This window comes from Aquicella siphonis, from assembly GCF_902459485.1.
Lineage (GTDB): Bacteria > Pseudomonadota > Gammaproteobacteria > DSM-16500 > DSM-16500 > Aquicella > Aquicella siphonis.
In genome coordinates, this window is the sequence record NZ_LR699119.1 from 1,936,820 (window position 1) to 1,956,191 (window position 19,372).

Sequence of the window (19,372 nt, forward strand, 5' to 3'; positions counted from 1 at the left end):
GAATAAATACTCTTTCTTCGTCGGTCATGCGGATAAACTTTGCAGCAAAATCATCTTATTTATATTCCAGAATGTCGCCCGGCTGACAAGACAGATATTCGCAAATCGCATCCAGTGTTGCCAGGCGTACGGCTTTTGCCTTGCCAGTCTTCAATATTGACAAGTTTTGTTCCGTGATGCCTATCGCTTCAGCCAGTTCTTTTGAACGCACTTTGCGCTTCGCCAGCATCACATCCAGGTTTACAATAATCGCCATGGCCTCACCTATACGGTTAACTGTTGCTCTTCACGCAAATGATAGCCTTCCGCCATGATCCAGGAAACGAGTATCATCAACAGGGAAACCAGCAGAATGCCTATATTCGTCTGATCCAGCGTGATAGCGGCAAATCGATGGCCCGGCGGGTTTTGCAAGGTCAGGACTATGCCCATCGCAAATTGATAAAACGGCTCCAGAATTTGTCCCGCCAGCAGGGCGTAGGCGATGCTGCGCAGATACCGCACATGCCGCAGCGAAAAAATGCTTCCACTTTCATATAACCGAAACAGTTGGATAAGCGAGTACAACACAAACAATTCAATCATCATGGGCACCATGCTGACCGCCAATCCCAGCCATTTTTCTGTCTGGCTTAACGTATGCAGGATTGCGCTTTCAGGAACACCGGTCTTGGCAAAAACATGCGTCGTTGCATACGGCTCGGGGATCACGTTCACCTTGATAAAGCCCATAAGCAAGCGCATGGGCTCAGGCGCATAAACCCATCCTATGACTAGCAGTACGGGCATCACAGCAAAGATAATCTGAAAAACGATTCTAAAAAATAAACTCACACGCTGGATTTTGTTCATTCCTCTTCTCCTGAATAATCTGTTTGGCGGGACACTGCGCGCAAGTGTCCCGGACCATTTGTCGACAGGCAAGGAATATACCTATTAAATTATCGTTTTTCAATAATTAATTATTATAAATTAACTACTGCCATGCATCTCTTCTCCCGCTTCTTTTTTCAGAAGATAAAGCTTCATTCAGTCAAGCCTGCGTGCTTCGTGTTAATGTCATGAGACTATAAAGTCTTCGCCTACGCCTGGCACAGTCTTCCACTCGCATATCGCTCCGTTAAAACTGGAAGCACGAATGTCCGGCCTGGCAGGCCCTGACGCCGTCACCACATAAACACACGCTTTGGATGAGAAATGCATTCGGTCAGAGGAGCGCTGCGTCAACGTTAAGGTATATGCAACATCAAAGTCCGCGTTTTTCGCAAAACTGAACCCGTATTCTTGCGGTTTGCCAGGGCTGATTGTGAATGCGGACAATGCCGATCCGTCTCGGGCTTCAAATCCGCCGTCCTGATTAATCATTTGCAGACGCGCATCCCAGACTCCCTCATCCGAAGTCACTGTATGCCAGGTATGCGGCGCTGTTGCCGCCCATGCGCTGGCACACAGACAGATGGCAGTCAAACTGGCAGTTAATTGCTTTCGCATAAATACTCCTTAGTATTAGTTTGAATTCAAATGCTAATGATAATCATTACTATTAATATTGGCAGTATATTAAGGCGAAAAAGAAGAAAAGACAATTTTAATTAATAACTTAGAATATAAAAGTGGAAGCTGGGCAAAAGCAGTCCCTATCTCTTCTTTTTAAGCATTTGCTAATAATAACCGTTTATAATGTGACCATTTTTAATGTTTCAGAATAATAATTGAAAATATTATCACATAAAACGAGGTGGTTACCCCATGTATAGTCGTCCAAGAGAGAAAGGCTCCCGTTATTCAGGTTCGGAGAAATCCAGATCGCATTCTTCCCACAGTGATTCGCACTCAAGAAAGCGCAAGCAGAGTGATTACAGTGACGGAAAGCGCCCGGAATACAGCCTGTCGCCTGGCCACGAAAAAGAAACATACTCCGAGAAGGAGAATCGTCATTCCAGCCATGATTCCTTCATGCATGACGGTGAAAGCCGCCGCGAATCCGAAAAAAAGAAGGGCAAAGAGGTTGTCAGTAAAAAACGCAAGAAATTGCACGATAGTCACGAGAATGAAGATCAACCCGTATTATCCGATCATGATTATTCAACAAGCAGATCAGATCGACATGGTCACCGCGCTGCTTCCTCAGCATCAAAACAGACTGATACCAAGCGACGCCGGACAGAAACAGGATATGATAGCGCTCGAAACAATGGCAGCCACGATGAAGCAGATAAAACATCCGGCGGCGAACGTTATCGCGCATCCGAGCGGCAGGCTACTCAACTGGTATTGCCCGTTCGCAGCGCGGCTCGCAATACTGTCAGGGCCCAAACCAACCCTGCCCAGCTTTTTGTCGGCCCATACAGGGATAATTATGCCCGCCTTCTTGATCACTCGGCCGACCGTCGCTTTCAGGAAGAAGACTTCAGAACGTTAGGCCGCGTCTCATCAAATGAAAAATATTACTTTGATGAATCAGGAGCAAGCATCAGGAATGCCAATGCTTTTCTGGAAACATTCTGGAGCAGCGCGGAAAACCGTCTTGCCACCAGGGAATTTCATCAGGAAAAATATGACAAAACCGACCGCAGCAAACCATTACATCCAGGCTGCATCTCTTTTGTCATGGCCGACATAAATGGGAAACAGCATTGCTTCGTCACCATTTCCGGTTTCCATAATGCTTCCAACAATCTCCGCCGGCGTATGCAAGAATTCATAGAAGATTATAATCAGTCCGGTAAAAACCGTGATGGCATTGAATTTTCACTGGTATACAGCGACACGCGCAATTTCAGCCGTATGATAGGAAATATTGCCGTAGCAGCAAGAAACGAAAAATCCATAATGAAGAATTGTTCTGAAAAGTATTATGCTTCCGCACTGACCAAGTTATATGCGGAATACGGGACTAATATCTCTGTTACCGGCGTGGCCAATTATGACTTTTATCCGTTCAGGTCCAGAGGTTTATACGGCGATCAACATGACACGGATGACGCATCCGTCGTGCATCCGCGCGCCAATTATCGCGACAAGGACGTATTAAAAAATGATTTGCTTGTCAGAAGAAAACCTTGTTGTAATGATTGTCAGGCGAACAAAGAACAAGTGTTAACCGTGTTCAAGACCGCACAAAGAGACGGCGACGAGCTGATGGAAAGAAGGCGTATCATTACATCGCCCCTGAGAAACAGCTTTTCAACCGGCACTTCTCTGCTGCCGACAGTTTCCCTGTTTGCTCCCCCGGTCAGCATGCCATCAACGTCCGGCTATCGTGACACGCAGTTAACTCCGCCTGTCGCCAGAAGAACCAGCATCAAGGTAACCAATTAAGGAAAGCGGTAAATCATGGCCTTTATTAAAAGGCCATGATTATTTATAATCGATGCATACTGATAATAACCTGATTATAAATAACACGAGCAAACATCATGCACGGTCAATCCTTTCTCAATGAACCATCGCTAACCGATTCTCATACTGCATTGAAAAATCTTCAAAAAGGCATACAGTACAACGCCAGCAAAAAGTTTGAGAAGGCAGCCAGGATTTTGCTTCCTGTCTATCAGTTTTTCTCTCATTACCGTGAAGAATGCCCTGAAACCCTGGCTCAAGCCGCTTATTTTCTGGGGTGCAGCCTGATGGAGCTGGATGAACCGCGCAAAGCCTGTCCCTATCTTTTGAACGCTTATCGGTTGTATTACCATCTCTGCAAACAGGAACTCCATCCTGATCTGACAAATCTGCGAATCCTGTTAATCAACAGCGCATATGATCTCACTCAGTGCCGCATGGCATTGAACAAGACCGATGAAGCCGCGACTGATCTCGCAGACCTGGAAACCTTATTCCAGCAAATTTTGCCTCCCGTTCCCGACGATAATCTGAAATTGACCCTAGGAAACATTTATCTTCTGCTGGCTGAATACGGCGCGAGCAATGCTCCCAAAAAATTATACTATCTCAAACTGGCCATGGAGCTTGCCCCCAGTCTTGCGACCGACATCAAATACGGCATCGTGCTCATGCAAACAGGAGAATATGCTAGCGCCGCGCACCACCTGACTCGTCTGATTTCCAATACTGCCTGGAGCGCGGACACTCAATCTCTTTTAGCCGATGCCTTGCATCATCTGGGAAAATGCAAATTACATCTGAACAGTCTGGATCAGGCAATAGTGTTTTTAAAAAAAGCCGCCGGCATTTATCACCATCTAAACGACACATTAGCGGAAATGTCTACTAATCTGGGATTGGCGTTATGCTATAACAAGACCGATTCGATTTTTGCCAGTGAAGCTCTTCTCGAACGCATACTGGTTTACGTAAAAAAACTGGACCATGCCAGTTCGCTTCAAGCGGCGTTTAACATCATTTCAGACTGGTGCAAGACTGCCAACCTGCCTGAGGGGTATAATCTGAATGCGGAGCGAATGAGACAGCTATCCGATTTATTCATCAGACAGGAACAACAATTACGTTCCGAAAACTCAAACGGCTATTGACCGGATTTCCGCTTTCAAATCCGGCATATCATTGCCGGATTGGGTAAACTGCATACGATTACTGGCGCAAGCCGCGCTTCTCGCCAGAGTTTCCAGAATTTCCAGGGCATCGTCATAACATCCGCTAGCATAGGATTTTTTATCATTGGTGTATTTTACAATCCGGGAGATGACTTCATTTTCCAGTAAACGCAACTCGGCGCGCGACGCCAAGCTTTGCCTTATATACCAACCCAGTTTGTTTCTTGCCTCCCGGAGCGAATGAAATCCCATTTGAGCACAGACAATATTTTTTAATGTCTTCCCGTCATGGGCCGCGAGTAGAGCATAAGCGATGACACCTTGTTCAAAAGCGGTTTTGGCGTTATTCAACAGGGACAAATAGGCTTGCGCCCGCGCTTTCCCTCTGTCCCTGTCAAAATGGCGCGCGAAAAATCCCAAATGTGAATCCGTTACTTTTGACATGTCCAAATATTTTTTGATTCCCTCGTCGCATTGCGTAAATCTCGACTGCATAGACTCCGTGGACCGCCGAGACCACTGAGGATTGAACAGTGAAAGACAGGGTGCAGAACGGCACCGCTTCATTCCTTCCGCGGGAACAGCCAGATTCGCGGGAGATTGTTCCATTCCAGCCGGATTGCGGAATCCTGGCGCGTCATCGCATTTCACTGAAAGAGATGCGCGGACCGCCTGTCCTGAAGACGACATGAGCGGCATTTGTTCCCGCTGTTTTTGCGCAGCGCGGCTATATTTTCTGAATAAATCAAAAATGGTTTTATTATTTGTAAGCGCATCGATTGACCGGCCTATGTAAGAACAAGCGGAACCAAAGGCGCCAATTGTCAATGGAATAAACGGCAAGATGACTTCCCATGCGGCCACGGCGGCATGTTCTGCTATAAATCCCACCCCAAAGGAATGCAAAGGTATGGCGAGAACAGACACAATCAACCCGACAAGACAGCCGGCAACCGTCGCGATTTTTTCATTTGTGGGTTTTTCGTTACTGATCAGCGTATCGATAGACATCCCTATATATTTTCCCGCTGATCCGAAACTGCCGGTAACCAGAACGATAAAAAAAATCATGCCCAGCCAGGCCGGCATCAGAGACGCGCCTCCGGTAAAAGGAATGGCTGCAATCCCGCCGGCAATCAACCCTATTGAAAGCACCGCACCAGTCATGCAACCCAGGACAGTCAGCGCTTTCTGCCAGGAATTCAAACGTGATTTAAAAAATGTTTTAATTGATTTTAATATCGGCCACATGCACACCACTTATCGTTTTTCATTATCCGATAGTATGTGTGTGTTACATGACAGATTGATGACACCATCCAGGCAAATTTCCATTTGCCCGGCCGGATAACGCGCATTTAGCGGCGCGGAGCATAATAAACAATAGGCGCCGGTGCGGGCGGAGCATAGTGGTACTGGCTGGCGCCAATCTCTGATATCCGCTTGCCTTTGCTATCCACAGCCCACACATGCAATACCGCGCCTTGAGGACTGCTGACAAAACGGTAGCTCGCGTTAGGTTGCAGGTTTGCGCGTACTTCAGTGAGACTGTCGTAAGGCCCTGTTCCAAAACCTCTGTTAAATGTGGATGAAATCACAAACAGGTGCGGTCCAGGCACAACATTGATTTTGGAATTTTCAGACCAAACCATGCCTACGGGCTTATTGTCAATTGAGCTGACAATATTGTTGCTCCATTCGAAGAGACCGCTTCGTGTAGAAGAACCGCTGACCGTTGCTAAAGACCGGGTGCCCGTTCGAGGCTCTTGATAGCCATTCACCGAAGCGCAGCTAACCAGTAAAAAAGGAAAAAATAAAGCCAATAGTTTGGTATACATGATTATTATCTCGTTTTGTATTTGACCTGAACGCGATATTAATTATAATTTTTGATCAATTCAAGCTGAAATATTACCCGACAGCAGCTCTCATCCACCAGAGACAACAAACAATACCAATAAAAAAGCCCTGCAAGCAGGGCTTTTTTCTACCATGCACCCTACGGGGATTCACTCGCACCATCCCTGGCGCTCGCCCTCCTGGCGCACAATAATCGTGCGTGCAAAATCGGCAATCCTGCCGATTTTTCGAACCCGACAGCAGCTCTCATCCACCAGAGACAACAAACAATACCAATAAAAAAGCCCTGCAAGCAGGGCTTTTTTATTGGTATTGTTTGGCGTCCCCACGGGGATTCGAACCCCGGTTACCGCCGTGAAAGGGCGATGTCCTAGGCCTCTAGACGATGGGGACGTTGAGACGTCATTTTGGAGCTAGCCGGGATCGAACCGGCGACCTCTTGCATGCCATGCAAGCGCTCTCCCAGCTGAGCTATAGCCCCGTTAACCTCTGAGAGAGACGCGATTCTATGAAGCAGGGAGTCGTTTGTCAACACAAGAAAGCTATCAAATGCCAAATTTACCGACCCAGCGGCATTTTGCCTTATTTTTATGGCCTTACAAGGCATTTCCTTCACCTTCCACACCATCAGGCATATTCGCCTGGCTACGCAGGATTTCCAGCCTTTCCAGCACACGTTTCTGTCCTATCAGCACCATGGTGATGTCGATAGGCGGCGATACCGTGCCGCCTGTCACGGCTATGCGGACGGGCTGAGCCAGTTTACCCAGCTTGAGCCCATGAATTTCCGCCGTACTGGCCAACACTTCATGTACAGATTCCCTGGTCCAGACATCCAGTTGTGCCAGTCTTTCCCTGAGCATCATCAAAGCCGGAATCAATTCTGGCGTGAAATGAGATTTCATCTCATCACTCACCTGTACCGGCTCATAAAAATACCGGCTGCGTTCAGCCATTTCACGCAGGGTTTTGGTTCGTTCCGCCTGTGCCTTGATCACTTCAGTCAACTCCGGCCCATTTCGGGTATCGATGCCCAGTTTTTCCATATGCCAGGCAAATTCTTTCGCGACATGTTCCGGGTCGCCTGTCTTCATGTAATGCTGGTTAAGCCATACCAGCTTGTCCTGGTTGAATGCCGCGGGGGCGCGGTTAATATCCTTGATATCGAAATACTCAATCAACTCACTCATAGAAAAAATTTCCTGGTCGCCGTGCGACCAGCCCAGTCTGGCCAGATAATTCAGCAAGGCCTCGGGTAAAAAACCCTCTTCACGGTATTGCAGCACACTGACCGCTCCATGACGCTTGGACAAGCGCTTGCCGTCTCCTCCCAGAATCATGGGAACATGCGCGTAAAGCGGCGGTGTCGCGCCCAGAGCGCGCAAGATGTTGATCTGCCGGGGGGTATTGTTGATGTGGTCATCGCCGCGAATCACATGGGTGATATTCATGTCCCAGTCATCGACCACCACAGTAAAATTATAAGTCGGCGTGCCGTCGCTGCGAGCAATAATCAAGTCATCCAGTTCCGCATTGGAAAACGCCAGCCGGCCGCGCACCTGGTCATCAAACTCAACCACCCCTTCCAGGGGATTCTTGAAACGCACGACATAAGAGCCTTCGCCTGCGATACCGCGGTTTCTGCATAAACCATCATAGCGCGGCTTTTCCTTGCGGGCCATTTGTTCTTCACGCAGCAACTCCAGCCGTTCCTTGGAACAATAACAGCGATAAGCCGTACCGCTTTCAAGCATTTGCGCGATCACTTCTCTATAGCGGTCAAAGCGCCGGGTTTGATAGAACGGGCCTTCATCATAATTCAGGTTCAGCCAATCCATTCCATCCAATATAGCTTGCACCGATTCCGGTGTGGAACGCTCAAGATCCGTGTCTTCAATGCGCAAGATAAAGGTTCCCCGAGTCTTGCGGGCATATAGCCAGCAATATAAAGCCGTTCTCGCACCGCCAATGTGCAGATACCCTGTAGGGCTGGGCGCGAACCGAGTGCGTACAATAGTCATGGCATATACCTTAATCAGCAGTCAAAACGGGGTATTGTAGCAGTGTCCCGGATGAAATCGAATCGCGCGGCGGGGAAAATTTGCGGTTCGAACCGCGCTCCGCGGAAGCTGGTGTTTCGTGTTCAGCGGTCTCTCTCAATTACGTACGTGTTAATACCAGCGGTTGCCCGAATTCTTCCAGGTACAGCTTTTTTGTTTCAAGAAAATTACTGATTAAAGCCTGGCCATCATCGGTCGGAGATGCAGGCTCGTGGTGCAGATAATGCCCGAATATTTTTTCGCAATCATGAAAATAGTTACGGGTATAAAGAATATGATTATGCCAGAATTCATCAATTTCGCGCGTGGGAACCAAGGGCATAGGCAAATATTTTTTCAGCAGGAACAAAAAATTCTTGTAGAGCTGGCAGCATTGCACCGCATCGGCATGAGTCCAGCGCGGCAACGGATAATGCGGCGCGCACATTGATTCAGCGATATACGTCAAATCAAGCGCATCGATATAGCAGCGCGCCTCTTCAAGACTAACGCTGCCGTATCGCTGCAAATCCGCTTCGGAATGAAAGACGGCCAGTGCCATAAGAACTAGGGATTACATCCGGCCGTGACAAAATCCGTTGCATTTACCGCTGCAATCCGCAGCAGATGCTTGATTTTCAGGAGAAAAACGTTCCGCCTTCACTTCCCGGGACGGCGACATGAAAATTTCATTCAGCAAATCAGTATGGTCTTGGGTGGTCATTAAATTTGTCATGATAAAATACTCCTGCAATTTTGTCTGGAATCTACTCCACAGCCGGGGTGATTTCAAGCTAATTCAAACACCACATCGATGCTGAATTCGCGCGCGGAATCCAGATATTGTTTTACTTGTGCAAAAGGCGCGGCATCCCGCACTGCCGCGAGCGCGGCGCCGTCCAGACTGTCCGTACCGGAAGAATTGACAATTCTCAGGCTGCTGATGGAACCATCGGTGAACAAGGTGAACTTAACCGTGGCCCGGCCTTCACGCTCCATCTGCACCGCGCTCACGGGATAGCGCTGTTGTTTCTGGATCGCCGCGTGCAGCATGGCCAACAAGGCTTCTGTCCGCGCACCCTGACTGATCCCTGAAGCAGACGGCCTGATTTCAGACTGATGCGCAGCCTCCACAGGCTCGGTTTTTTTTTGCCGGATGACCAGCGCGCGTTCGGCCGGCTTTTCTGCCGTGACAGTTTCCCTCTCTTTCAAGACGGGAGGCCTCACATCGCGAGCGGCCTGTGACGGATTCCTGGAAACAGCTTGAACATCACGCTCATTCATCACATAGGAATTCACGGTATTGACCGCCGTATTACCCAGCAGCGGCATTTCTTTTGCCGCATCAAAAACGGCCACCATCAGGAAAAACACCAATGCGTGTGTCACAATGGACGCGGTGTAATGAAATGATTTGCTGTTCTTTAATGTCTTCATTACTCAATATTTGCCTTGAAGGTCACCAGGAAACTTCTACCCGATCCAGGATAATACAAATAGGATTGTGCGGGGGCGTTATAGAGTGCATATGCCGGATACCGCGTGTCAAAGAGGTTGGCCACCTCAAAGCTGATCTCATAGGATTTGCGCAGATATTGCAGAGACACTGTATCCAGCCAGTAACCAGACTGCTTTTTCCCGGTATTGCCCAGATCCAGCGACGCAAACCGGCTGCCCGTATAAAGCGTGGAAACTTTCGCGCGCCAATTCTCCAAGAAATCATAACCCAGTCCCGCATTGGCAGTGATCGCCGGAACAGCCGGAATATGATGACCTGAATCGGGGCCTGAAGCCAGTCTTGCATCCACATAATTGAATTGCGCATCCAGCGCGAGCCTGGGCGTCAGCCGGTAATATTCGGTGAGGGTAATGCCGCGCCTGCGGGTTGAGGTAAAATTACTGAATGTCCCGAACGGCTCATCAGGCGTTTCCGTGGGATCAAAAGCAATTTCATCGTGTAACTGCAGCTGATACAAATTCAACTGGGTCTTCTGACGCTCGGTTGTCCGAACCAGTCCCGCCTCATAGGACACACCGGTTTGCGGCTGCAACACAGACACACCCGCAGGCATCCACGTTTCTTCGTTGGCTTTGGGAAAGCGAAAATTGCCGTCTCTTCTCACAAAGAACTGCCATTCGGAAGAAGGACGCCAGGATATTCCCTGTTCAGTGACAAACACCCGGTTGGTGGAATTGACCGGCTGCCCAATAACACGCTCAGCGGAATTGTATTGCCATGCATCGCGCGCTCCCACTGTCACATCGACCGTTTCAATGACTGGTATGACCATTTGCGCATAAAGATTATTTTGCTGCGCATCAGCCCGCTCCTCAATCATGGCATTCATGAACTGGTAACGGCTTTTTTCTCCATCGTATCCAAGCGTGATTTTATTATTCCAGAGCGAACCTATCAAACGCGGACTGAGTCTTGTTTCCCACTCCTTGCGATTAAACGCAGAACCAATCACACCGTCACCTGTCAGCACCTGATGAGATAGCCGTGTTTCCAGAATCCAGTCTGCGCCAAATTCCTGTTTGTTCAGCAGTTGCAAGACTTGTGTCTTGTAATGACTGAAATTACTGAAGTTAACAGCCTGCCGCGCGTTCGCATCAAACTGCGCCTGTGTCAATCCCCCGGGAAAAAGGACTGTATTGTCCGTGGACTGCAGTCCCAAGCGCGTGGTGCCGCGCGCGTAATCCATACCTGCCTGCGCGTAAAGCGATTCATTTTTTTGCCGATTATGATCACGGTAATTATCCGACTTGCCGGAAAACCCGAATGCCTTGAAAAAGAGGCCGTTCGCAAACTTGTTTCCAGCGAGCGCGCTGTAAAATATCGTATTAAAATTTCCCAATCCGGCGTAAGCATCAGCGAGAAATTTCTCCGGGTGGCGGGTCACGATATTCACGACGCCGCCCACCGCCTGATCGCCCCAAAGCGTTCCCTGACTACCTTGTATGATATCAATGCGTTCGATATCCGCGAGCGCGATAGAGTTAAAATTCGGCGCCAGCAGACTGACATTGGTCAGCGGAAATCCATCAACCAGTATCAGCGAGTTTGCCGCGGCGTTATCGCCAAAGCCACGGATGCTGAGCGCTGTCTGGCTGTTATCCATGGAATTATTCGTCAAGCGCACAATGCTTTGTGTCTGAGCGAGCAGTTCTGAGAGATCAAGTACCGGGCTCGTTTTTATTTGTTCCCGGGAAATATGCGTGGTCTGTACCTGGGCATCCTGCCTGGAGCGCAGCGACTGCCCGGAATGCAAATTGACTTCAGGAATGACAGCCGGCTTTTCTGCCGCCGCGGCTGAGCCAGCCAGACCAGAGACCAGGATCAAAGCCGCTGCGCGCTTCCAGAGAAATGAGCCGCGCGCCGCTATAAATGAAAACATGACAGTCAATGACATCTCGGTATGTAAATGCCTGGCATCCGCTTTGATGGTTCACCGGCACTGTAACAGATTGCAGCTTGATTCTGTCCTTGCAGGCGGGATGTTGCGCATTGTCCTCGCATCTATATGGCATTATTATTTTTGACTCGCGAATTGTATAGCCAATTAACCCGGGCTTCCAGTCAAAACGCGCGGCAACCACTGACCGGTTCCTTCGCTGAAAATAATAAGCGAATGAATACAAGAAGATGCCGCAAATACGCCGGCAAAAGATCATGGCGGGACGGCTGTTGTTCTCTGGACGGCGCAGTTGTGCCGGTTTTCACCAAACAAATTGACGTTTGCATCCCATCGCCATAAAATTGCGGCTCTATATTTAAGGTGTCGGGCGATTAGCTCAGCGGGAGAGCACTACCTTCACACGGTAGGGGTCAGTGGTTCGAAACCACTATCGCCCACCATATCACCACGCCCTTGCGGCGGCGCCGCATCGTTGCCCAATGATTAGGAGCAGGTCAGAAATGCCATACGCTTTTTGGGAAGCCGTTGCTGAAACACCCTGGTGGATCTACCTGCTGATCTTCGGCATTTTTTACATTGCTTACCGGTCCACCAAGCCGCGGTTCGCCGCCGTCAGACCCATCATGATCAACAACGGGCTGATGATCAGTTTTCTATTTGCCGGCTGGGCAACCATGGTTGAAATCAACGCCCGCCAAATCGGAATTCTCTCGGGCGCAGCCGTCGCCGGGATATTAATCGGCTGGCTGCATTTCCGGTTCAGTGGAATCAAGGCGGTCAAAAACAAATCCCTTATTCGCATGCCTGGATCATGGATACTGTTTGCGGTCATCCTCTTGATGGTGGCCGCAAAATATTATTATTTTGGCTATACCTATACATTGGACATGGAAGTGATCAAACAAGGCAAATACCACTCCCTCATCTCGGGAGCGGTAGGACTGATCTTCGGAATGTTCATGGGTAGAATGTATTACCTGCTCCAATGCCTGAAATACGGTCCCTATACAGATGAAAAATAACCGCCAGGATCCGCTCCCGGCACTGTAGCGGCATTACGCATGGCTTTTTGATTCTTCAGGCTTGAATACCAGGGCATTGACGTGAGCCGGCACACACTGCGCCAGGGCGTCAAGATTATACCCGCCTTCCAGCGCAGACACGATCCTCCCGTCACAATGCACTTTGGCGATCTTGGCAATCTGCCTTGTTACCCAGACGTAATCCTCGCGGGTCAACTCCAGGTCCGCCAGTGGATCTTCCGCATGCGCGTCAAAACCCGCGGAGAAAAAAATGAATTGCGGCTGAAACGCGGCGATTTTATCAAACCAAGCAGCCTGGACTTTTTCACGAAATTCTTCCCCCCGCGTACCCGGAGCAAGCGGCACGGAAAGTATGTGTTCATTATCCATCTCGGGTTCATAACCCGGATAAAATGGGTGCTCAAAGCTGGAACAGTACATGACATTTTTATCATTCTGAAAAATATCCTGGGTACCGTTCCCGTGATGCACATCAAAATCAATAATGGCGACACGCTCCAGACCATATGTCGTGAGCGCGTGTTTGACGCCAATTGCGACATTATTAAAAAGACAAAACCCCATTGCCTGTTCTCGCTCGGCGTGATGGCCTGGGGGACGCACATTGCAAAACGCCGCCTCAGCCTCCCCGCGCATGACCAGATCCACTGCAAAAGGAACCGCGCCCGCCGCGCGCAAGGCGGCGTTTAACGTGTAGGGATTCATCCAGGTATCGGCGTCAATCTGAATAAATCCGCTTTTAGGCGCAATTGATAAAATCCAGTTAACATAATTTTGCCCATGCGCGATCATGAGTTGCTCCGGCGTTGCGCGAGGCGCCTCGTAAAACCTGACAGGAACCGAGAAGGGATAATGCTCCAACGCCCCCTGTATCACTTGAACGCGCGCGGGCTGCTCGGGATGCTGCTCGCCTGCCTCATGCAGAATGCAGTCAGGATGACTGACCAAGGCAATTGTCATATGACCTCCGAGCCTTTTACTGCATCCATGATCGCGAGATTGACCGCTTCCGCCGCCATGGTCCCCATGGTCAGTTCAGATATCTGCTTATCTCCTGCAGAAATGCAAAACAGAATGTCGCCGTCAAACTGGGTAAAAACCGGAGTAATGGCACGGGAAATCCCTGCCGCCGCCATTTTGGCAATCCGTTTTAATTCGCTTTTATGGAATCTGGCATTGGTGATGACGACGACGAGAGTGGTGTTGGCATGCCTGAACAAATCAATTTCTGCCTGGCCAGACAATAGATACCGCTCACAATTTGCAAAACTGCCGTCGGAATAACGCGCACCAGCGATAATCCCGCGTGCTGAATCCCGCACATCGCCGACAGCATTGACGACGGCATAAGCCCTTGCGATCACACCGTCAGGCAGCCGGACTTCCGCTGTACCCAAACCTCCGCTCATGCTGAGTGTTTGCGGCACAAGCTTGCCTACCGTTGCGCCAGTCCCCGCGCCTATCCTTCCTGACTGCATCCTGCCGGACTCCGCCGCGAGGCACGCCTGGTAAGCCTCTTCAGCGGTAGGCGCAACTGCAAGCTGATAACTCAGGTCGTAAATGGCTGCGGCAGGCACAATCGGCACCACGCCATGCGGAGTCGGATGTCCGATGCGGCGTTCCCCCAGATAAGTCATGACACCCAGTGCTGCATGCAATCCGTAGGCACTCCCGCCAGCCAGGACCAGACCATAAAGATGCGGCACACTGTTATCGGGATCGAGAACCGCCAGTTCATGCGTGGCAGGGGCCGAGCCGCAGATCCAGTAAGATCCAGTCGCTCCGTTTTCAAACAAGAAAACCGATACGCCGGTTCCTGCCTTCTGATTGGTGTAATGACCTGTTTTATAACCGTCCATAGCCTCTCCAGCATCCTGCGCCTGATTGAACCCTCATCACCAAAGCCTGCCCGTGAATGCAGGCTTGCGTCGGTTGAGCAACCGCCTGCCTAAACGTTTAGTATATCCCTTTACCAGCTGACGGTGGAACAGTCTATGCCTGTTTCTGTCAGCGCCGCGCTTCCGCGCGGGCTGGAGCCATATGTCATTTTCCTCAAAAATGCTATGATACCGCTCATTACATTACTTCAAACGGAAGAGACACATGATACACATGACGCTAGCTCAAACGGCCAGAATTCTCGGGCTTGACGCCGCGCCCGCCGCGACGGAATTTCATGGTATGAGCATCGACTCCCGCACCTTGCAGCCTGGAAATTTATTCGTCGCCATCCAGGGAGAACGGGTTGACGGACATGATTATCTTGAAGAAGCCTATAAAAAAGGAGCCGCCGCCGCGGTGGTCAGCAGACAAGTTGATTCGCCCCTGCCCCAGTTAATCGTGAATGACACCACGGCCGCCCTGGGCAAGCTGGGCACAGCCTGGCGAAACCAGTTTGACACGACCATCATCGCCGTCACAGGAAGCAACGGCAAAACCACTTTAAAAAACATGATCGCACTCATCATGGTCGCCGCCTGCCAGGGAAATGAAAAACAAGTCCTCGCCACGCAAGGCACTCTGAACAATCACTGGGGCCTGCCAATGACGCTTGCGCGTCTTGATAGCGAGCATCGCTATGCCGCCATCGAAATGGGTATGAATCATTTTGGTGAAATCGAATACTTGACCAACATGACCCGGCCGCAAGTGGCTGTCATCACCAATGCCGCCGCTTCCCACCTTGAAGGATTAGGCGACGTTGCCGGGGTGGCGCGCGCGAAAGCGGAGATTTTTTCCGGACTGCCTCAAAACGGTATCGCCGTACTGAATCGGGACGATGCATTTTTCCCGTTCTGGCACAATCTGATTGATGGCCGCCCCTACATCAGCTTTGGTTTTCATCCCGACGCGCATGTTACCGCAGTCATCCATCAGGCAGAACAAACGCAAGACATTACCATCCAGACTCCCAAAGGCAGCGTGGAAGTGACCCTGCCTTTGCTAGGCAGGCATAACGTGCAAAACGCGCTGGCCGCTGCCGCCGCGACCCTGGCTGCCGGCATCGGCCTGGGCTCGATCAAGGCAGGCCTGGAACGCATTCAGCCCGCGCCAGGAAGATTACAGCTGCATACGCTGGCGAACGGAGTAAAAATCATTGACGACACCTACAATGCCAATCCCTTTTCCCTGCAGGCAGCGGTAAATATTTTGTCGACATTCAACGGCAAGAAAATTCTGGTGCTGGGCGACATGAAAGAACTGGGTTCCGAAGCAAAAATGCTGCATCAGGAAGCGGGAGAATCCATACGAAAAGCCGGTATTGATTATCTATTCACCTACGGAGAATTAAGCGCGAACACCGCCCAGGCATTTGGCGAAGGCGCTTATCATTTTAATGAAAAAGAAAAGCTGGTGAATGCACTGAAGCCTTTTTTACACAACACAACCACCATTCTGGTGAAGGGATCACGTTCCATGCGCATGGAAAAAGTGATCGCGGAGTTGGTGCCCTGAATCAATAAAGCCAGACAAACAAGGATCGCCGGATGGATAACCGGAACGACATATACACTATTGCCTATAACGACTTGTTCACTTACCAAGGCCGCGAAGAATTCGCGAAAAGCCTGGCCAGGCTCAGCAGTGACGAACTCAGGGAAGTTCTGCTGGACCAGCATAGCCTGCACCACGACAACCTGGTGCACATGCTGCGTCATGTCCAGAGAATAGCGGCAACGCAACCGAATCCTTTCAATTTCATACGCCAGCAGATACAAGAAATCCTGGCGTTTGATTCCTTCGAGGGTTCTTATATTGATGCGCCGCCAAACACGCAGAAACTTTTCCTACTGGTCTTGTTAAAGCATAATGCCTCTCGTCGCAAGCAGATATTAGAAAACCAGGCCTATATCGATTCTGCCAACCTGTCCACCATACTGACACATCTGATCGAAACCTGGCCTCACCTGTATAGCCATCTGCCCAATTATACTATTACGCTGAACAATGTATTGAATCTGAAAGAGACACTCATTCCGGTTCCGTCTGAACATTCACAGGAACAATCTTCCGATTCCCTGGTCCGCATGCCCGAGACAATCAGCAGCAACAAGGACAAATTATTCGCGGATATCATCACGTTTGAATTCATCACCAGTCCATGGATCGCGCCTCAAGGCACGACTTATCAATATGAAAGCATCACTCAGTGGCTTCATGACAGCCCGACGGATCCGCTAAACCGGTCTCCGCTAAACCATGCGGATTTAATACAAAACAAGCTCTATTCTTCGCTGGTTCAATGCCTGTTTGATGCGAAAAACACGCTCAGGAAATTCATGGATCCCGAGCTTGTCTATCAAACCCTTTGCTGCCCCTTGTCAGGCGAGCGGCTCAAGGATCCTGTCGTCGCCGAAGACGGCGTGACTTATGAGCGCGCTTATCTTGAAGCATATCTGTCAGCACATGATTTCTTCACGCCCTGCCACGTGCTGCAGCAAAAACCGCTTTATACCAACCGCTTTCTCACCAGCCTTTATGAACAGACCCGGCTGGATTTACTCCTGGATGAATATGCCGCAGCCAAACTGCCGCTCGCGAAAGAAAACGCCCACCTGATCAAACCGCTGCGCGACTACCTCGGCATAAGAGCCGGAGAAGGTCATTTCGCCGGCTGGAGTTTCGGCTACAATAAATGGGATAAAATGATTTCGTCCGTTCACCTGATTCATGCGTTGTCAGGCACCCTCTCACCTCAGACTTTCTTCGGGCGTTACCCCTATGAAGTGAAAGTGTTAAAACAAGGCCGCCTCAAAACCGCGGCCCAGCCTGCGCTGAACCACCTGGAATCAAACCTGATGAAATAACGCGGGGATTGCCGGGATGAGTGATCACACGATCCGAAACAATAATCATCGCAGCGTCCAGGGATAATAAATTTCAGGGAATTATACGTTATAATATCGAGTATCATCGAGGAGTGTTGACTTATGGCAATCAAAACCCCAATCACCGTGGCGTATGGCGACGGAATCGGCCCTGAAATCATGCAGGCCACCATGAAACTGCTGGATGCGGCGCAAGCACAAGTCGCGCCGGAAATCATAGAAGTGGGAGAGAAAATTTATCTGTCGGGCAACACAACCGGCATTCCTGACAAGGCATGGGAATCCATCAAGCGGACCAAGGTGCTGCTTAAAAGCCCCATTACGACACCCCAGGGCGGCGGGTATAAAAGCCTGAACGTAACCATGCGCAAGACGCTGGGATTATTCGCGAATGTACGACCCTGCGTATCTTACGCACCCTTTGTGTCTTCGAATTTTTCCAATATCGATCTGGTCATCGTGCGGGAAAATGAAGAAGATTTATATTCCGGCATAGAGCATCGCGGCACGGAGGAAGTCTATCAATGCCTGAAAATTGTCACCCGCCCGGGATGTGAGCGCATCATTCAATACGCGTTTGAATATGCCCGTAAATTCAACCGCAAAAAAGTCACCTGCCTCAGCAAGGACAATATCATGAAAATGACCGATGGTTTATTCCATCGCGTTTTCAATGAAATTGCCGCGCAATATCCTGACATCCAGAATGAGCATTTGATTGTCGATATCGGCACCGCGCTGATAGCAAGCAATCCGGAACGTTTTGACGTCATCGTCACACTGAATCTCTACGGCGACATTATTTCCGATGTCGCCGCGCAAGTAGCCGGGTCTGTCGGACTCGCCGGTTCCGCAAACATAGGCAATCAGGTCGCGATGTTCGAAGCCATTCATGGGTCCGCTCCGGATATTGCCGGAAAAGACATCGCAAACCCCTCAGGATTGATGCACGCGGCCATACAGATGCTGGTGCATATCAATCAGCCGGAAATCGCCACCTTGATTGAAAACGCCTGGTTAAAGACGCTGGAAGACGGCATTCACACCGGCGACATTTATTCGCCCGAGCACAGCAAGAAGAAGGTCGGGACCCGGGAATTTGCTGACGCGGTCATCGCGAGGCTGGGCCAGCTTCCCTCGCATTTCAAGGCGGCTCACTATAAGCCCGGAGCCTATGCCAAGATAGAGTGCTATGGCGCCCAGCCCAAGGCGGAAAGTCGCAAGGAACTGGTAGGCGTTGATGTGTTTCTTGATAATCCCCAGGATTTAACCGCGCAGGAATTATCCGGAAAAATAGCTGGCCTGGGCGGCCCGATGAGCCTGATTGTCATCACCAGCCGCGGCCTGAAAATCTGGCCCGACAGCAGTATAGAAACACCCTATTTGCGGCATTGCTGCTGCCGCTTTCAATCCTCCAGGGATATCAAGCAGCTGCAAGCCGTTTCTCACTCCGACATTATCAATCTGCTGGCGCGGATGAATGAAATCGGTCTTGATACCATCAAGACCGAAAATTTATATACCTTCGACGGCGAACTGGGGTATACCCTGGCGCAAGGACAATAATCTGCTCATCCCTCGGCCTGCCTTGCGCGCGCAAGGCAGGCACAACCAGTCAGTGATCGCGGCATTACGCCATCTTCCCTGTTGTATCTCGTGACAATATCA

Annotated in this window: 19 protein-coding genes and 3 tRNA genes; 7 read left to right on the plus strand and 15 right to left on the minus strand. The window is 50.0% G+C overall.

What is annotated here, in order from left to right:
• Positions 1-55: 55 nt before the first annotated feature.
• The 3 genes from AQULUS_RS08990 to AQULUS_RS09000 form a co-directional block, all read right to left on the minus strand.
• Entirely contained in the window at positions 56-256 is a 201-nt protein-coding gene (locus AQULUS_RS08990; protein ID WP_148339828.1) for a helix-turn-helix domain-containing protein, read from the minus strand.
• 8 nt (positions 257-264) lie between these two features.
• Positions 265-852 carry a DUF2975 domain-containing protein gene (locus AQULUS_RS08995; protein ID WP_148339829.1) on the minus strand — a complete coding sequence of 196 codons (588 nt, stop codon included), beginning with the start codon at positions 850-852 and terminating at the stop codon, positions 265-267.
• 207 nt (positions 853-1,059) lie between these two features.
• Complete coding sequence (locus AQULUS_RS09000) at positions 1,060-1,491, minus strand: hypothetical protein (protein ID WP_148339830.1); 432 nt, start codon at positions 1,489-1,491, stop codon at positions 1,060-1,062.
• 258 nt (positions 1,492-1,749) lie between these two features.
• On the opposite strand from AQULUS_RS09000, the gene AQULUS_RS09005 reads away from it, so the two are divergent.
• Both AQULUS_RS09005 and AQULUS_RS09010 read left to right on the plus strand, forming a co-directional pair.
• Entirely contained in the window at positions 1,750-3,321 is a 1,572-nt protein-coding gene (locus AQULUS_RS09005) for a hypothetical protein (protein ID WP_148339831.1), read from the plus strand.
• A gap of 98 nt (positions 3,322-3,419) precedes the next feature.
• Positions 3,420-4,493, plus strand: coding sequence for a tetratricopeptide repeat protein (locus AQULUS_RS09010; RefSeq protein ID WP_148339832.1), 1,074 nt, complete (start codon positions 3,420-3,422; stop codon positions 4,491-4,493).
• Here the strand turns inward: AQULUS_RS09010 and AQULUS_RS09015 are convergent.
• The 10 genes from AQULUS_RS09015 to AQULUS_RS09060 form a co-directional block, all read right to left on the minus strand.
• Entirely contained in the window at positions 4,479-5,765 is a 1,287-nt protein-coding gene (locus AQULUS_RS09015; protein WP_148339833.1) for a hypothetical protein, read from the minus strand. The two genes, AQULUS_RS09010 and AQULUS_RS09015, sit on opposite strands and share 15 nt — an antisense overlap.
• A gap of 107 nt (positions 5,766-5,872) precedes the next feature.
• Positions 5,873-6,352 carry a hypothetical protein gene (locus AQULUS_RS09020; protein ID WP_148339834.1) on the minus strand — a complete coding sequence of 160 codons (480 nt, stop codon included), beginning with the start codon at positions 6,350-6,352 and terminating at the stop codon, positions 5,873-5,875.
• A gap of 171 nt (positions 6,353-6,523) precedes the next feature.
• The gene (locus AQULUS_RS09025) at positions 6,524-6,703 is read right to left on the minus strand and encodes a hypothetical protein (RefSeq protein WP_148339835.1); all 180 of its coding nucleotides are present in this window, start codon (positions 6,701-6,703) and stop codon (positions 6,524-6,526) included.
• A tRNA-Glu gene (locus AQULUS_RS09030) sits at positions 6,692-6,767 on the minus strand. Before AQULUS_RS09030 ends, AQULUS_RS09025 begins: the two co-directional genes overlap by 12 nt.
• Before the next feature lie 15 nt (positions 6,768-6,782).
• Positions 6,783-6,855: transfer RNA gene (locus tag AQULUS_RS09035), tRNA-Ala, on the minus strand.
• 115 nt (positions 6,856-6,970) lie between these two features.
• Positions 6,971-8,395 (minus strand): glutamate--tRNA ligase, encoded by a 1,425-nt coding sequence (gene gltX, locus AQULUS_RS09040; protein WP_148339836.1) that lies wholly within the window; start codon positions 8,393-8,395, stop codon positions 6,971-6,973.
• A gap of 139 nt (positions 8,396-8,534) precedes the next feature.
• The gene (locus AQULUS_RS09045) at positions 8,535-8,975 is read right to left on the minus strand and encodes a glycine-rich domain-containing protein (protein WP_148339837.1); all 441 of its coding nucleotides are present in this window, start codon (positions 8,973-8,975) and stop codon (positions 8,535-8,537) included.
• Between the two features lie 12 nt (positions 8,976-8,987).
• Positions 8,988-9,149 (minus strand): hypothetical protein, encoded by a 162-nt coding sequence (locus tag AQULUS_RS09050; RefSeq protein WP_172622803.1) that lies wholly within the window; start codon positions 9,147-9,149, stop codon positions 8,988-8,990.
• A 53-nt stretch (positions 9,150-9,202) separates the two neighbouring features.
• The gene (locus AQULUS_RS09055; RefSeq protein ID WP_148339838.1) at positions 9,203-9,850 is read right to left on the minus strand and encodes a TonB family protein; all 648 of its coding nucleotides are present in this window, start codon (positions 9,848-9,850) and stop codon (positions 9,203-9,205) included.
• Positions 9,850-11,826, minus strand: a complete 1,977-nt coding sequence (locus AQULUS_RS09060; RefSeq protein WP_148339839.1) for a TonB-dependent receptor — start codon at positions 11,824-11,826, stop codon at positions 9,850-9,852. The genes AQULUS_RS09055 and AQULUS_RS09060 overlap by 1 nt, the downstream gene beginning before the upstream one ends.
• 371 nt (positions 11,827-12,197) lie before the next feature.
• On the opposite strand from AQULUS_RS09060, the gene AQULUS_RS09065 reads away from it, so the two are divergent.
• Positions 12,198-12,272 (plus strand) — tRNA-Val (locus AQULUS_RS09065).
• A 60-nt stretch (positions 12,273-12,332) separates the two neighbouring features.
• Positions 12,333-12,854, plus strand: coding sequence for a hypothetical protein (locus AQULUS_RS09070; protein WP_148339840.1), 522 nt, complete (start codon positions 12,333-12,335; stop codon positions 12,852-12,854).
• A 33-nt stretch (positions 12,855-12,887) separates the two neighbouring features.
• Here AQULUS_RS09070 and AQULUS_RS09075 read toward each other — a convergent pair whose 3' ends face one another.
• Positions 12,888-13,835 (minus strand): histone deacetylase family protein, encoded by a 948-nt coding sequence (locus AQULUS_RS09075; RefSeq protein ID WP_148339841.1) that lies wholly within the window; start codon positions 13,833-13,835, stop codon positions 12,888-12,890.
• Positions 13,832-14,734, minus strand: a complete 903-nt coding sequence (locus AQULUS_RS09080) for a P1 family peptidase (RefSeq protein WP_148339842.1) — start codon at positions 14,732-14,734, stop codon at positions 13,832-13,834. Before AQULUS_RS09080 ends, AQULUS_RS09075 begins: the two co-directional genes overlap by 4 nt.
• A 253-nt stretch (positions 14,735-14,987) precedes the next feature.
• Here AQULUS_RS09080 and AQULUS_RS09085 point away from each other — a divergent pair, with 253 nt between their 5' ends.
• From AQULUS_RS09085 to AQULUS_RS09095, 3 genes are all read left to right on the plus strand, one after another.
• The gene (locus AQULUS_RS09085) at positions 14,988-16,331 is read left to right on the plus strand and encodes a UDP-N-acetylmuramoyl-tripeptide--D-alanyl-D-alanine ligase (protein ID WP_172622804.1); all 1,344 of its coding nucleotides are present in this window, start codon (positions 14,988-14,990) and stop codon (positions 16,329-16,331) included.
• A 32-nt stretch (positions 16,332-16,363) separates the two neighbouring features.
• Positions 16,364-17,683 carry a U-box domain-containing protein gene (locus AQULUS_RS09090; RefSeq protein WP_148339844.1) on the plus strand — a complete coding sequence of 440 codons (1,320 nt, stop codon included), beginning with the start codon at positions 16,364-16,366 and terminating at the stop codon, positions 17,681-17,683.
• 123 nt (positions 17,684-17,806) lie between these two features.
• Entirely contained in the window at positions 17,807-19,270 is a 1,464-nt protein-coding gene (locus AQULUS_RS09095) for an NADP-dependent isocitrate dehydrogenase (protein WP_148339845.1), read from the plus strand.
• The last annotated feature ends 102 nt before the right edge of the window (positions 19,271-19,372 follow it).

Coding starts and splice junctions, on each gene's coding strand:
- AQULUS_RS08990 (WP_148339828.1), bottom strand. CDS start 256: ATGGCGATTATTGTAAACCTGGATGTGATGCTGGCGAAGCGCAAAGTG.
- AQULUS_RS08995 (WP_148339829.1), bottom strand. CDS start 852: ATGAACAAAATCCAGCGTGTGAGTTTATTTTTTAGAATCGTTTTTCAG.
- AQULUS_RS09000 (WP_148339830.1), bottom strand. CDS start 1,491: ATGCGAAAGCAATTAACTGCCAGTTTGACTGCCATCTGTCTGTGTGCC.
- AQULUS_RS09005 (WP_148339831.1), top strand. CDS start 1,750: ATGTATAGTCGTCCAAGAGAGAAAGGCTCCCGTTATTCAGGTTCGGAG.
- AQULUS_RS09010 (WP_148339832.1), top strand. CDS start 3,420: ATGCACGGTCAATCCTTTCTCAATGAACCATCGCTAACCGATTCTCAT.
- AQULUS_RS09015 (WP_148339833.1), bottom strand. CDS start 5,765: ATGTGGCCGATATTAAAATCAATTAAAACATTTTTTAAATCACGTTTG.
- AQULUS_RS09020 (WP_148339834.1), bottom strand. CDS start 6,352: ATGTATACCAAACTATTGGCTTTATTTTTTCCTTTTTTACTGGTTAGC.
- gltX (WP_148339836.1), bottom strand. CDS start 8,395: ATGACTATTGTACGCACTCGGTTCGCGCCCAGCCCTACAGGGTATCTG.
- AQULUS_RS09045 (WP_148339837.1), bottom strand. CDS start 8,975: ATGGCACTGGCCGTCTTTCATTCCGAAGCGGATTTGCAGCGATACGGC.
- AQULUS_RS09050 (WP_172622803.1), bottom strand. CDS start 9,149: ATGACAAATTTAATGACCACCCAAGACCATACTGATTTGCTGAATGAA.
- AQULUS_RS09055 (WP_148339838.1), bottom strand. CDS start 9,850: ATGAAGACATTAAAGAACAGCAAATCATTTCATTACACCGCGTCCATT.
- AQULUS_RS09060 (WP_148339839.1), bottom strand. CDS start 11,826: ATGTCATTGACTGTCATGTTTTCATTTATAGCGGCGCGCGGCTCATTT.
- AQULUS_RS09070 (WP_148339840.1), top strand. CDS start 12,333: ATGCCATACGCTTTTTGGGAAGCCGTTGCTGAAACACCCTGGTGGATC.
- AQULUS_RS09075 (WP_148339841.1), bottom strand. CDS start 13,835: ATGACAATTGCCTTGGTCAGTCATCCTGACTGCATTCTGCATGAGGCA.
- AQULUS_RS09080 (WP_148339842.1), bottom strand. CDS start 14,734: ATGGACGGTTATAAAACAGGTCATTACACCAATCAGAAGGCAGGAACC.
- AQULUS_RS09085 (WP_172622804.1), top strand. CDS start 14,988: ATGACGCTAGCTCAAACGGCCAGAATTCTCGGGCTTGACGCCGCGCCC.
- AQULUS_RS09090 (WP_148339844.1), top strand. CDS start 16,364: ATGGATAACCGGAACGACATATACACTATTGCCTATAACGACTTGTTC.
- AQULUS_RS09095 (WP_148339845.1), top strand. CDS start 17,807: ATGGCAATCAAAACCCCAATCACCGTGGCGTATGGCGACGGAATCGGC.